At 57.9% G+C, this 13,868-nt stretch carries 11 protein-coding genes; 1 reads left to right on the top strand and 10 read right to left on the bottom strand.

Annotated elements, in window-relative coordinates:
- The first annotated feature begins 202 nt into the window (after window positions 1–202).
- Window positions 203–1,927, top strand: coding sequence for a SulP family inorganic anion transporter (locus ACURWW_RS00620; RefSeq protein ID WP_445615072.1), 1,725 nt, complete (start codon window positions 203–205; stop codon window positions 1,925–1,927).
- A gap of 42 nt (window positions 1,928–1,969) precedes the next feature.
- Here ACURWW_RS00620 and ACURWW_RS00625 read toward each other — a convergent pair whose 3' ends face one another.
- The 10 genes from ACURWW_RS00625 to ACURWW_RS00670 all read right to left on the bottom strand — a co-directional run bounded on the left by ACURWW_RS00625 (window position 1,970) and on the right by ACURWW_RS00670 (window position 13,845).
- Entirely contained in the window at window positions 1,970–2,395 is a 426-nt protein-coding gene (locus tag ACURWW_RS00625; protein WP_445615073.1) for a DUF6691 family protein, read from the bottom strand.
- A gap of 1 nt (window position 2,396) precedes the next feature.
- Complete coding sequence (locus ACURWW_RS00630) at window positions 2,397–2,831, bottom strand: YeeE/YedE family protein (RefSeq protein ID WP_445615074.1); 435 nt, start codon at window positions 2,829–2,831, stop codon at window positions 2,397–2,399.
- On the bottom strand, window positions 2,828–3,151 hold the full coding sequence (locus tag ACURWW_RS00635) for an ArsR/SmtB family transcription factor (RefSeq protein ID WP_445615075.1): 324 nt from the start codon (window positions 3,149–3,151) through the stop codon (window positions 2,828–2,830). The genes ACURWW_RS00630 and ACURWW_RS00635 overlap by 4 nt, the downstream gene beginning before the upstream one ends.
- 309 nt (window positions 3,152–3,460) lie before the next feature.
- Complete coding sequence (locus ACURWW_RS00640) at window positions 3,461–6,838, bottom strand: TonB-dependent receptor domain-containing protein (RefSeq protein ID WP_445615076.1); 3,378 nt, start codon at window positions 6,836–6,838, stop codon at window positions 3,461–3,463.
- An 803-nt stretch (window positions 6,839–7,641) separates the two neighbouring features.
- Window positions 7,642–9,336, bottom strand: a complete 1,695-nt coding sequence (locus ACURWW_RS00645; protein WP_445615077.1) for a Na(+)/H(+) antiporter subunit D — start codon at window positions 9,334–9,336, stop codon at window positions 7,642–7,644.
- Window positions 9,323–9,589, bottom strand: a complete 267-nt coding sequence (locus ACURWW_RS00650; protein ID WP_445615078.1) for a hypothetical protein — start codon at window positions 9,587–9,589, stop codon at window positions 9,323–9,325. The genes ACURWW_RS00645 and ACURWW_RS00650 overlap by 14 nt, the downstream gene beginning before the upstream one ends.
- Window positions 9,589–11,052: a monovalent cation/H+ antiporter subunit D family protein gene (locus ACURWW_RS00655; RefSeq protein ID WP_445615079.1), complete on the bottom strand. Its 1,464-nt coding sequence runs from the start codon at window positions 11,050–11,052 to the stop codon at window positions 9,589–9,591. The genes ACURWW_RS00650 and ACURWW_RS00655 overlap by 1 nt, the downstream gene beginning before the upstream one ends.
- Window positions 11,049–12,527, bottom strand: coding sequence for a monovalent cation/H+ antiporter subunit D family protein (locus ACURWW_RS00660; RefSeq protein WP_445615080.1), 1,479 nt, complete (start codon window positions 12,525–12,527; stop codon window positions 11,049–11,051). The genes ACURWW_RS00655 and ACURWW_RS00660 overlap by 4 nt, the downstream gene beginning before the upstream one ends.
- The gene (locus ACURWW_RS00665) at window positions 12,524–12,874 is read right to left on the bottom strand and encodes a cation:proton antiporter subunit C (protein WP_445615081.1); all 351 of its coding nucleotides are present in this window, start codon (window positions 12,872–12,874) and stop codon (window positions 12,524–12,526) included. The genes ACURWW_RS00660 and ACURWW_RS00665 overlap by 4 nt, the downstream gene beginning before the upstream one ends.
- Window positions 12,874–13,845, bottom strand: coding sequence for a Na(+)/H(+) antiporter subunit B (locus ACURWW_RS00670; RefSeq protein WP_445615082.1), 972 nt, complete (start codon window positions 13,843–13,845; stop codon window positions 12,874–12,876). The genes ACURWW_RS00665 and ACURWW_RS00670 overlap by 1 nt, the downstream gene beginning before the upstream one ends.
- Window positions 13,846–13,868 lie beyond the last annotated feature (23 nt).

A 13,868-nucleotide genomic window follows, 5' to 3' on the forward strand; every position in this document is an offset into this window, starting at 1 on the left:
CCGCTCGGTCAGGAACAGGGAAGTTCCCTCCGCGGCACACACTGGCGGAGGGCGGGGACCGCCAAATTCCCGCACGCGTGCATGGACTGAGAGCCGAGCAGTCCCGTTCAACCCGGACCGGCTGGCCGTCAGGCGCATTGATCTATCGCCTGTTGGAACTGGGCAATCCGAACCAAAAAGCAATCAAATTCAAAGAGGGCGTGTGAGTCGACTAACTCAATACCTGCCGGTAACAGGCTGGGCGCGAGGCTACCAGCGCCAGCATTTCATCCAGGATCTGACCGCGGCTGTTATCGTGACCGTGTTGCTGATCCCGCAATCCCTTGCCTACGCCCTTCTGGCTGGCGTGCCGCCGGAAGTGGGACTTTACGCGAGTATTCTGCCCCTCGTGGGCTACGCCCTGTTCGGGACCAGCCGCACCCTGTCCGTGGGACCGGTCGCCGTGATTTCGCTGATGACGGCAACCACCCTGGGCAGCGTAACCAGCCAGGGAACAGAGAGTTACCTTACTGCGGCAGCCGCCCTCGCCCTGCTATCGGGCCTGTTTCTGGTGACGATGGGTTTGCTGAAGCTCGGGTTCGTCACTAACTTTTTATCCCATTCGGTGATCTCCGGATTCATCACCGCATCGGGGATTATCATTGCGTTCAGCCAGCTCAAACATATTCTTGGCATTCGGGGCGAAGGTGATACGCTAACGGAAATTCTGCCGTCACTTCTGGCCAGCCTGCCCAACTTGCACCTGCCAACACTTGCCATCGGCGCTTTTGTAGTGCTCTTCCTCATTCTTGCCAGAAGCCATGCGGCCAAGGTCCTGGGCGCTGTGGGTCTCAGTCCGCACAATGCCTCCCTGCTCGCGAAAACCGCTCCCATCTTCGGCGTTCTGTTCAGCATCGGCATCGCTTACGGGCTTGGCCTGGAAGATCGCGGTGTGCAACTGACTGGGGACATCCCTGCGGGCCTTCCCGCACTGAGCCTGACCTGGCCTTCCTGGTCGCTGATACAGAACCTCGCACTGCCGGCATTGTTAATTTCAATCATCGGCTATGTGGAGTCCATTTCCGTCGGGAAAACGCTCGGCAGCAAGCGCCGGCAGAAGGTGGACGCGGATCAGGAGTTGCTCGCACTGGGAGCGGCCAACATCGCCTCTTCGGTTTCGGGAGGGTTTCCTGTTACGGGTGGTTTTTCCCGCTCAGTGGTCAACTTTGATGCCGGTGCGGTCACCCAGGCTGCCAGCGTTATGACCGCAGTGGGCATTGCGCTGGCCTCCCTGCTGCTGACCCCCGTCCTCTACTATCTTCCCAAGGCGACCCTGGCGGCCACGATTGTGGTGGCCGTCATCTCGCTGGTGGACTTTTCGATCCTCAAGCGCACCTGGCGCTTTTCCAGGAGCGATTTCTATGCGGTGGCTGCCACCATTGCGCTGACGCTGATCTTCGGTGTCGAGGTGGGGGTGGCCTGCGGGGTTGCAGTGTCCATCGGGCTGCACCTCTACCGAACCTCGCGGCCTCATGTGGCCGAAGTCGGTTTGATCGAGGGCACAGAACACTTTCGCAATGTGAAGCGGTTTGACGTACGTACCGTTCCGGAGGTGCTGACCCTGCGTCCCGACGAAAGCCTGTTTTTCGCCAACTCAAGCTATCTCGAAGATACAATCCGCGAAGCCGTTTCGGAACGAAAGCGAATTGCCCATGTGGTTTTGCTTTGCAGTGCGGTCAACGAGATCGACTTCAGCGCTCTGGAAATGCTCGAGACACTCAACGAAGAACTCGCTGAACAGGACATCCGACTACACCTGTCGGAAGTGAAAGGACCGGTGATGGACAAGCTGAAATGCACCGGGTTTCTGGACCACCTCAGCGGTCGCGTGTTTGTCTCCCAGTATGAAGCGTTCACCACCTTGAGTCGTGAAGCCCAGCGGTCGTAAACGGTAGTCCCGACGGGCGCCGTTTACCACCGCTGGAGTCGATCAGGCAGCCTTGCGGGCCTGCCGCAGTTGGTACAGCCCCATCCCCGCCAGCATGGCAGCTACGAACACCAGGGCTTTGGGCGTGAAAGTGCCGGCGGCCACCACGGCCGGACCGGGACAGAACCCGGCCAGCCCCCAGCCCACTCCGAATCCCAGACTCCCCAGAATCAGCGGGCGATCCAGCTCGCGCTTTTCGGGCATGCGCATGGGTTCGCCCAACAAGCTGCGCGTGCGGCCACGTGCGAGGGTAAAAGCCACCAGGCCAACAATTACTGCCCCACCCATCACCAACGCAAGGCTTGGATCCCAATCGCCGGCCAGATCCAGAAACGCAAGGACTTTGACCGGATTGGCCATGCCGGACAACAGCAGGCCGAACCCGAAGATCAGCCCGGTCAGCAGTGCGGATACATGGTGTTTTTGCATATCAGACTCCCAACACGTGGCGGACGAGGAAAACGGTTGCGAACCCGGAGGCCATGAAAGCCAGGGTAGCTGCAAAAGAACGGGGCGATAGCCGCGAGATTCCGCACACCCCGTGACCACTGGTGCATCCGCTTCCGAAACGGGTGCTCAGGCCGACCAGCAAGCCCGCAACCACGAGCAGCGGATAGCTTGCATCAATCTCGATAGCCGGCAATGGAGCAGCCAGGGACCACAGCAACGGCGCGCCAGCCAGCCCTGCAACAAAAGCCACACGCCAGCCGATGTCGCCGGTAACGGGTCGCAGCAGACCTCCAACAATCCCGCTGATCCCGGCTATGCGCCCATTAAGCAGCATGAACATGGCCGCTGCGACACCGATCAGCAGGCCACCGGCCAGTGCGCTCCAGGGGGTAAAAGCTTGCCAGTCAATCGTCATTCTTTGCCTCCTCTCAGGCAGAAACGTTGGTACAGCACCTCCAGGACGGCCAGTGCGTCTTCATCGGCGGTGCGGTAGTAGATGTGTTTTCCATCACGGCGGGTCTCTACCAGCCCTTCCCTGCGCAGCACCCCAAGGTGCTGAGACAGCGAGGGCTGATAAATGCCGCAGGCCAGTTCCAGGTCGCTGACGCAGGCCTCGCCCTGGCTCAGCTGACAAAGCAACAACAGGCGATCCTCATGACTGAGCGCCCTGAGCAGTGCGGAAGCGCTGCCTGCCGCGGCACGCATCAGCTTCGGATTCAAATCTTTGCTGGACATTAATACCTCGTCTACCAGGAATATTCATTCTACCTGAATACATTATGTTTTAAAATATATCGTATGGCATAAATCGACCAGAAACACCCCGTTCCGCCATCATTTCGCTACAGAATGGCAATGCTTCAGAAGGGATTTTGCGGAATTCGTCAGAAAGGCCAGATGAGGAAGAGCAGGTAAAAAGCGGCGGCGAGAATCACCGCCGCAGGGTCCAGCAAACAACAATATGGATTCTAGGAACCGGCCAACCGTGGAACCTGACGAGGCTGTCAGGCTCTCCGGGAGACCGGCTCCAATGCCCTCGGGTCTTTAGAACTGCAGCAGCATCCTAAGGTAAGCTCGACGCCCCCTTCCATCGAAAACGGTCGCGTCATAGTTCAGCGAACCGGTTTCACGGTAGGGAATGTCCGCATTGAACGCGTCCAGCAGACCGACGGTAAATGTGGCCGTGCCGTAGTCCTGGTTCGACCACGCATGTCGATAGCTGTACTGCATATCCCAGGTGTTGTAGCTATCGATTTTACGATCGAGCAAAGCTCGTACTTCATCGTTACTGCGTTCGTACAGGCTGTCGTAAGCCAGGTCTTCGTAGGATCCGATATAGCGGTTAGTCAGACTGACCCCATGGTTGTCGTACATCCAATTGAAGGACACGTGGCCTTTGTTGTCCGGCAGCGAGCGAACCAGCAATCCGTCCCCTGTGGTGCCTGCCGCATCAAAAACGCCAGTTTCCATCAGTCCCAGTTCCAGGCCGGGTACATCGTTCAGTTCATACTTACGGACGTGAGTAAAATTCAGGCCCACATTGAATAGACCCCAATCGTTGTCCCAAGTATATCCCATCTTGAAGTCAACACCGTCTGACTGGATAGTGCCCGCATTGATAGACGATAGATAGATGGTGGTCAGGGCCGCACGATCGCTCCCCGCCGCCCGCACTACGCCTTCTGCCTGATAAGCCCTTGGGTCGACAACACAGTTCAGCCGCTCGTCGGACTCCTGGCCGTATGTGGCCGCCAGCGCGTTGGGATCGCAGGATTGGTAGATAAGATCCGGGAGTTGATCGTTCAGGACATAATTGTTCGGGTCCTGTTTAGCCACATTGAATGCGGCGATCTCATCCTGAATAGCCGAGATGGGCGGCTGTGGCAGCACCCGGTCCTCTACGTCGAAGCGCCAGAGATCCGCTTGCAGACTGAACCCGTCGAGCGCACCCGCCGGAGTCCAGATGAATCCAACGTTGTAGGTATCGGCCGTTTCGTTGCCCACGTCGGGGGCAGGCGCGCCCACGGTATAGGTAAAGTTGGCCATGGCGTTCTCATTGGTCGGATCCGCCAGACCGGCGCGTACCGCCTGGTTCCGCAGAGGATCGCGAAAAGTGGTGCTACCTGCTTCCAAGCCCTCATACACGATGGCAACGTTGGGCGCACGGAAAGATTGCGAGTAGGACGAACGCAGCAACAATGAATCTGCTGGTCGCCAGCTAATCGCAAACTTGGACGTCACATCGCTGCCTATGTTGCCGCCGTAATCTTCCCACCGGAGTGCAAGTTGGCTTTCCACGCTGTCCGCGAACGGCAGGGAGAACTCAAGGAAGGTGGACTTCACATTGCGGTCATGATCGTAGTCGAATGAGCACATGGAGCATTCAAAATTATTGCTCACATAATGATATTCGTTGGGGTTGCCGCTGGCGTCGTAGCCCAAAATGGCATTGGGCAATCCGGGTTGGTTGAGCCGGTTGGCGATGGACGCGTTGGTCTGCTGGCGATACTGGGCCCCCAATGCAAATTGCGCCGTTCCTCCAGCCATCTCGAACATCTCGCCGGACACCACTGCATCAAAAACACCCAACTTGTTGCGCTTGTCCGTACGACGAATGACGGGATTCATCCACTCCATCAGCTCGGGACTGTTAGCGAGCTCCGCATTCTTCACAGCGGTCAGATATGGATTGTAGAACATACACCCATCCTGACCGTGGTTCGTGCTGGTCAAAGCCAAGGAGATCGATTCACGAGTGGAGAACACGAAGCCAGGGAAGAATGTTTGGGTAAACTGCGGACCTGCAATCGCCCAAAGCGGACCACCCTGAGCGGTGAAATCGTAGTCCGTCACTCCGTTGGGAGTACAGTCCGGCCCGCCCAGGCCATTGGCGGCCAACTCGGCGCGATCACGCTGGAACGTTCGATAATCCTGCTCAAGACTCGATCCACTCCAGGAATACCCCACGTCGAAATCGTACACCTTTCCCGCGAGATCAAAATCACCGCGCAGCCCAAGCTGAACGCCCGCGGTCGAGGTTCGGGTAACGTTGTCATCACCGCCCGTTCTCGGTGTACCGGAGCGGACCGGGGCCCAGAACATTGCGTTGAGACCACCGTTGGCGAGGGTGTGAGGGTTGTTGGTTTGATCAGCGGCAGTCGGTGGCGTGCCACCTGCCATCGCCGCATGCCCGCCGAGCTCGGGACTCCAATTGCTCAAACCCATTCCGCTGAACGGCGTAGATCCCGCCGGCGCCAGGAACAATGTCGGCCCACGAGCTTCATTGGAACCCGAATCAGCACGCTCAGTCTCCGACTCGGAATACTGGAAGAAGGAGTAGAATTCCGCGCGGGGACTGAATGCATGGCTGAACGACCCTGCAAAGCTGCTCCGCTCCATACCGTACGCGATATACTGCCACTCGGAAGTGTCTTCCCGGCAAGCGCCGGTGCGCAGACCACGATCGTCCGAACGTGTACCCACGAACAACGAAGAGCCGTCGGCTGAAGTTACATCGTCACACAACGGGTCCGTGAACACGAGATTCGCAGAACCGTTTAACACCCCATCATCTTCCAGATCATTTTGCCGCATCACGTCCTGGTTGATGTACGCCTGGTTGAAATTTTGAGGCCCAAGCCCTTCATATACAGGGACCAGGCCCGTCAGCGTGCCAATCTCGGTCGGCGCGCCCCCAACCTGTCCGGTGAACTCGGCCTTGTCGAAGAAGCTGGCATCGCGAACGCTTACAGGGTCCCGTTCGAATCGCTCCGCAGATAAAACGAGATGGGTATCACCGCTGTCGCTTCCCCAGCCCCATATCACGCTCGCAGTTTTATCATATGCGTCGTCAGCTTCAGTGATACCTTGAATATCACCATACACCTCGACACCTTCGAAGTCGGTGCGCATGATGATATTCACAACGCCGGCGACCGCGTCGGAGCCGTAGAGTGCGGACCCGCCATCGGTGAGAACTTCCACTCTGTCCGTCATAACCAGTGGAATCGCATTGATGTCGACAAACTCACCTCCGGTGACAGTGTTGGCCGCAGCCGACACTTGACGCCGTCCATTCACAAGAGTCAGGGTTGAGTTCTCCCCCAGATTTCGGAGGTTAATGCTTGCAGTGCCCGCCGTTTGCGCGGCATCCCCGGAGCCGGGGTTTGTGATTGACCCGGAGTTTACCTCGAGGTTCTTTATCACGTCCCAAACCACAGCGGCGCCCTGAGACTCGATACTCGTGCGGTCGATGGACGTAACCGGCGAAGGAGCATCCGTTGGGCTGCCCTTGATGTAAGAACCTGTTACCAAAATCTCTTCAATTACGCCATTTTCCTGTGCCGCCGCGGACAACCCGTAGGCCGCCAGCATGACCGCAAAGGCAATCGGCTTGCGCTTGACCGGAACACTTTTAAGCATTGCTCACTCCCGTACATCATTATCATTATGAAGGTGCTGTTCCCTGGACCAATGCCTGTTACACCTACCGGTTTCATGGAGAGCCAGGCGCCCGCGTTATTGTGTTTTATGCATGGCGTCTGGTTTGAGTGACCTTTCCCGGGTCGTCTCCAATAGTTTGAGGCGGCTGTTGCTAACGCAGGAGCGCGCTCACGCAACAACCTCTTGAACAGTCATTCGTTACGGTGCTGAAAAAATGTGACTTGCTGGACAGCGAGCTTGGCGAGCTGCTGGCTTTGGAAAGGTTCTGTGTAAAACAGAAAGGGCAAACGGCTTTCATTTTATAGTTCTTCGCAATCGTTCTTTTAATTATAAGCGCGCGCTGGTTTTGCGCTTGTTTCGACCGAGTATAGAGACGGTGGTTTATCTGAGCAATTGGGTGACACAAACCAAATAGTTATAACGGCGCGCGCGCTACAAACAAAACGCGCAGACTCTTCGGTCGTTAACATTTCCCAACGGAAGTAGTAAGAAATGGGCCTTTATTTTCACGTTTGATCGTGAATTATCGAAACCGCATAGCGGAACCAACTCAAGATAGGATGACAAGGGGAAGAACGATGGCACGGACAGGAGAGGAACGAAAACAATACTGACTCACAGGTTTCATCCGCCTGCCCTTCCCTGGCAATCGGCTGAAAACGTCCCTCTCAGTCGGCCACCGTTGGCTCGAATGGATGCAGTCAGGACCCTGACGAGTTAGAAACAAGCGCCCCTTACATTGCGAGGGACCGGCCCGCTACGAACTCCAGCGCCGACGGCATTCAGAACAGGTAAGCGCCGCTGAGAACCGCGATCAGCATCACCGCAACCCAGAGCACTACACTGCCCGTTGGCCAGGTGCGGGCCAGAGGTCCCTCCGGTCCGTGGTGACGAAGCCAGAACAGCGCGATCCGGCGGCCCGGCCCGTTCACGAAGTCCCGGGACATGTCCCCCACTCCCTGCTGGATAATCTGCAGTTTGTCACCGATCCAGGGCAGGCCCCGCCGCCAGATGAAATCCGCATCCAGGCTGATGGTGAGAGTCCGCTTCATCATCGGAAGGGTCACAAAGAAGGCCAGACCCGCAAACAGCAGCAGCTGCAACTGGCTGACCAGGTGGTCCGCCGTATAAGGCACATAATCGACCGGGTACGGCAGGTATTGGTAAAGAAGCTCGGGGAAGACGCCCAGGATAATACAGACCGCAGCGAAGACGATCATCGCCGCCTGCATGTTCCATTCGGGATCCCGGGGGCGCAGACCTGAATCTTTCTGGAAGAAAACAAACCAGGGGAACTTGATCCCCGCGTGCAGGAAAACACCCGCCGAAGCGGCCACGAGGCAGAACCAGACAAAGCCCAGCTCACCATAGGCGGCGCTCTGGCTGATCATGGATTTCGAAATGAAACCGGAAGTATAGGGAAACGACGAGATTGCCAACGCTCCGATAATGCCGCACACCGTTGTCACCGGCATGGTGCGGTACAGGCCGCCGAGGTCGGTACATTTGCGCTTGCCGGTCTGATGGAGAACGGCGCCGGCGCTCATCAGCAGCAAGGCTTTGTAGATAATGTGTGAGAAGGCGTGAGCCGCAACCCCGTTCAGCGCCAGCTCGGTACCAATCCCCACGCCACAGACCATGAACCCCACCTGGTTGACGATGGAATAGGCCAGAATGCGGCGCATGTCGTTTTCCATGAGGGCGTAGATGATCCCATAGAAAATCATGAAAAGGCCGATCCAGATCAGCAGACTCTCACCGGGGAACAGCAGCACCAGAGCGAGTACCGCCGTCTTGGTGGTGTAGGCGGACAAAAACACGGCTCCCGTTGCACTGGATTCAGGATAGGCGTCCGCAAGCCACGCGGAAACAGGCGGAGCCGCCGCGTTGATCAGCACCCCGATAAAGACCATCCAGGTCGCGAAGTTGCCCAGGTCCAGTGCCTGGACATCAATGGAACCGGACTGCACCGCGATCCCCTCGATGCCCACTTTGAGGATGATCCCGCCCACCAGATGCATGATGCCGTAGCGAATACCGGCCCGCCGCGCCGCCTCCGTGCCTCCGCTCCATACCACCAGGGTGGAGAACAGGGCCATGAACTCCCAGAACAGAAACAGGGTAATCAAGTCTCCCGCGAAGGACACACCGACGGCGCCGGCGGCGTAGGCCATGGCTGCGGATAACTCGACCGTGCGTGCCTGCCGATAGGCGAAAAGCCCGCCCACGAGAGTCATGAGCGCGAAGATGGTCGCAAACAGCCGCCGGAGCTTGCTGCCTTCCACCGGTTCAATCTCGTAACTCATGAACTCCAGGGTCAGCAGCACGCCGTCGCCGAGGCTCCAGATCATCCACAAGGTCAGCGCGGGGATACCCAGCAAGATGGGCAGACGCATCCGGCGACCGAGGAGCGGAAGCAATACCGCGCCCAGGATGAGGATCAGCGCGGGTGGGAAAATCAGATCAGTGCTCGTCATAGAATGTATCCGGACGTTTCAGGAGCAAACCAAGCAACTTCGCCAGCACCACCATGCCCACGCAGCTGAAAAAACCAAAGACGGCATAGAACCCGAATACCCCATCCACCACGAAATAGTCGTGGAGAGGGACAAAGAACTGTGCGATCACCGTCAAGGCAAGCACGATGGCACCGCCGATCCACAGTGCGCGGATGGTTTTCGGCCGCACCAGCCAATGCTGCTCCTGTTCCGCTCGATTCTGGTCACTCATCAGTTATCTCCAATCAACGTGGATTCCAACTCCAGTACCGGCCCGTTGAATGCGAAAAACAACAGCGTGAGGGCTGCGGTGAAGCACAGGGCTCCCACCATCGTTTTGGGCGCCTCTCTGTGGTCCTTCGCGGGAGGCTGATCCTCTTTCTTGAAGAAGGCATTAAAAATAATCGGAAGGAAGTAAGCCGCATTCAATGCAGTAACCACCATCATTACCACGAGTACGAAATAATTCTCGAGCTGGAAAGCGCCGGCAATAATGAACCACTTGGACACGAAGCCGGCTGTAGGAGGCACCCCAATCATGGACAGCGCTCCGATGGCGAAGGCACCCATGGTAAACGGCATTCTCAGACCGATTCCGTTCAACTGCCCTACTTCCGTCTTCTTGGAAGCCACATAGATCGCGCCCGCCGCAAAGAACAGGGTGATCTTGCCGAAGGCGTGGGCCGCAATATGCATGGCCGCGCCGATCTCCGAATAGGGCGCAAGAGCCATGGTGGCCATGACGATGTAGCTCAACTGGCTGATGGTGGAGTAAGCCAGCAGGCGTTTGATGTTGGTTTGCTGCAGGGCCGTTGCCGAGGCCGCCACGATGGTAAAACCAGCCAGGTAGATCGCAAGATTTTCGAGGGGTACCGCAACCAGGAAATCCGTCCCGAAGGTATAGATCACAACCTTGGTCAAGGTAAACACACCGGCTTTTACCACCGCGACCGCGTGCAGCAGCGCGGACACCGGCGTGGGAGCGACCATTGCCGCAGGCAGCCAGCGGTGAACAGGCATCACCGCCGCTTTGGCCACCCCGAACAGGAATAGCCCCAGCAATACGGTTGAAGCCGCGGGACCAACCGTGCCTTCCAGAATGCCGCCCGCTCGAAAATCCAGTGTTCCCGTCAGCGCGTAGATCCAGATGATCGCCGGGAGCAGGAACATGATGGAGGTGGTCATCAGAACGCCGAGGTAGGTTCGGCCGCCGGCTTTGGCTGCGTCATCCCCTTTGTGAGTCACCAGGGGGAAAGTCGACAGGGTAAGAACCTCGTAGAAGATGAACAGGGTCAGGAGGTTCGCCGAAAACGCCACGCCCATCGCGCCGAACAGGGCCAGGGCGAAGCAGGTGTAGAAGCGGGTCTGATTTTTCTCGCCGGCGCCGCGCATGTAGCCGATGGCGTAAACGGAGGTGACGATCCACAATCCGCTGGCGATGGCCGCAAACAGAATCGACAGAGGCTCCGTGTGGAAACTGATCGAGAGCCCTTCATAAAGTTCGATCAGTTGAACGTGGACTTCCTCACCGGAAGTAAACCCCACCAGCACTCGCAGCACGCAGGCGAACAGGGCAACCGCCGTAACCAGGGTTACCGTTTCGCGCAGGTTGGGCCAGCGGCCCAGACCGGCGATCACGGGAGCGCCGAGCAGCGGTACCAGCAAAGTCAGTATTAAAGCCAGGTTGGCACTCACAGCGGACCTCCCCCGTTGATCAGATAGCTGGCGGCGCTTTCCGCCACGCCCACGGTCAATCGGGTGTCAATGCCGAAGTAGATATTGGCCGCAACCAGTATCCACAGCGGCACCAGGAGGCTTAAAGGCGCTTCCCGCTTTCGCGGGTCTTTCGGTTCTCCGAACCAGCCCGCTTCCACGACCCGGCCGATGTAAACCACGGCAAGCATGGAACCGAGCAAAACCACCACAACGATCGCCCACCAACCGAGTTCGATAGCGGCAAGAATTAGGTACCACTTGCTCACGAAGCCCGCCGTGAGCGGAATACCGATCAGGCTCAACCCTCCCAGCACGAAGCCCCAGAACGTCAGTGGCATGGTCCGGGCGAGGCCCCGCATGTTCTCCAGGTCGGATCCACCCATGCGATAGGTTACTGCCGCGAGACACATGAACAGTGCCCCTTTCATGAGCGCGTGGTTGAACACATGCAGCAGGGCCGCGGTAAGCCCCAAGGCGCTGCCCATGGCGATACCCAGCACGATGTAACCGATCTGAGCCACGCTGGAGTACGCCAGCATCCGCTTGACCATGCTCTGTCCAATACTCACCGTCGAAGCACTGAGCAGCCCGATCACCGCAAGGGGTACCAGAATCTCAGTCAGAGGATAACGCCCGAAACTCAGGGCTTCGCCGAAGATGGTAAACAGGAAGCGAATCAGCACATACACGGCAACCTTGGTGGCCGTTGCGGCGATGAAGGTGGTCACCATCGACGGTGCAAAGGTATACGCGTTAGGCAGCCACAAGTGCAGCGGAAACAGCGCAAGCTTCAAGCAGGTGCCCACAACGATGAAGGCGAATGCCGCCATGACGGTCGTGGTGTCGTCCACCGCCGGTATTCGGCTGGCGAGATCCGCCATGTTCAAAGTGCCGGTCATCATGTACAGGAAGCCGATCCCGATCAGGATAAAGGTGGCCCCGATTGTGCCCATGACCAGGTATTGGTAAGCGGCCCACAGCGCGCGACGATCCCGCCCAAGAGCGATCAGCGCATAGGTGGAGAGCGAGGAAACTTCCAGGAACACGAACACGTTGAAGGCGTCGCCGGTGGCAGCGATCCCGAGCAAGCCCGAAACACAGAGCAGGTAAAGGGAGTAAAACCAACCCTGCTTGTGTTGTTCAATTTCCTGCTCGACGCTGGCGCGGGCTGCCAGCAAAACGATGCTTGCCATGGCCGATACGATCAGCAGGACGTAGGCGTTCAGCAGGTCAATGCGATACTCGATGCCCCACGGGGGCGACCAGCCGCCCAGCTCATAACTGATTACACCGTTGTCATGAACCTGCTGAAGCAGCAAGGCGCTGACCACGAGCGTGGCGATGCTGACGAGCAACGCAAAGAGCCATGCCAGTCTGGGCTTGCGTAAAATCAGACAGGACGGAGCCGCCAGAAACGGCAGAATAACCTGTAGTATCGGTAGATGGCTTATCACTGCTGATCTCTTATTTGTAGTTCCTGTTCTTCCACAGTGCCGTAGGCCTGCTTGATCCGAATGACCAGGGACAGGGCAACCGCTGTGGTGGCGATACCCACCACAATGGCGGTGAGAATAAGGACGTGGGGCAATGGGTTGGAGTAGACGGATATACCGTCCGCCAGAATCGGAGCCGATCCGCCCTCGACCTTCCCGACGCTGATGTAGAAGATGAAAACCGAGGTCTGGAAGATGTTCAGGCCTACGATCTTCTTGATCAGGTTGCCCTGGGCAACCACCACGTAGAAGCCGATCATCATCAGGACGATGACGACCCAGTAGTTATAGTGAGACAGGATTTCCATCAATTGCGCTCCCCGTCGCTCATCTGCCCCGCGAAGGCAAAAAAGACCAGAATCATCACCGAGGCAACCGTTATCCCGACACCCAGTTCGATCAGGATGATGCCGATGTGCTGACCGGCGATCGGGTCCGTGGCGAGCCCGCTATAGTCGAGGAAGTTCTTGCCGTTGAGCATGCTTACAATGCCCACACAACCGTACAGCAGCACGCCCACCGCGGCCAGTATCTGCACCAGCGATTCGTTGATCACCCGGCGCGCGACGTCGAGACCGAAGAGCATGGAATAGAGAATGATTGCAGCAGCGAAGATCACGCCCGCCTGAAAGCCGCCGCCGGGGCCGTAGTCCCCATGAAATTGCACATAGAGCGCGAAAATGAGAATCGGGGGAATCAGAATCTTGCTGACGATGCGCAGAACCTTGTGTTCAACCATCGAAGGCCGGCGGGAGCCTTCGGCCGTCCGGGTAGCGCCCGCCAGGAGGCTGAGCACTGCAAGCCCCGCTGTGAAGATCACGGCGGTTTCCCCCAGCGTATCGAAACCACGGTAGCTCGCCAGTACCGAGGTCACGATGTTCGGAACACCGACCTCTTCTCCGGACTGCTCGATGTAGCGTGGAGCTACGTGCTGTTGAGCCGGGGCCTCCGGATCCCCGAAGCCCGGCATGTCCGAGGTGCCGATCATCAGCAGGCTGCCCACCGCGACGACCAGGACCAGTGCCAGCAGGTAGAAACGTCCGGGGTTTTTGGCCTGGAACCGGCCCGAAAGCGCCAGCGTCGCCAGCATCAGGAGAGGCGAAATTCCCGCACCCACAGCGGCTTCCGTAAACGCAACATCCACTGCGTCCATAGCCACGAAGAAGCTGGCCGACAACAGCCCGTAAATACCCGCAAGCATAACCGCGGCGAACAGATCTTTGCTGAACGCGATGGCGAGCGCGGTCACCATCAGCAGTGTCAGCAGCGTGACATCCACTATGAGTGCGATGTGAACCTCCT

The organism is Gilvimarinus sp. F26214L (assembly GCF_054401055.1).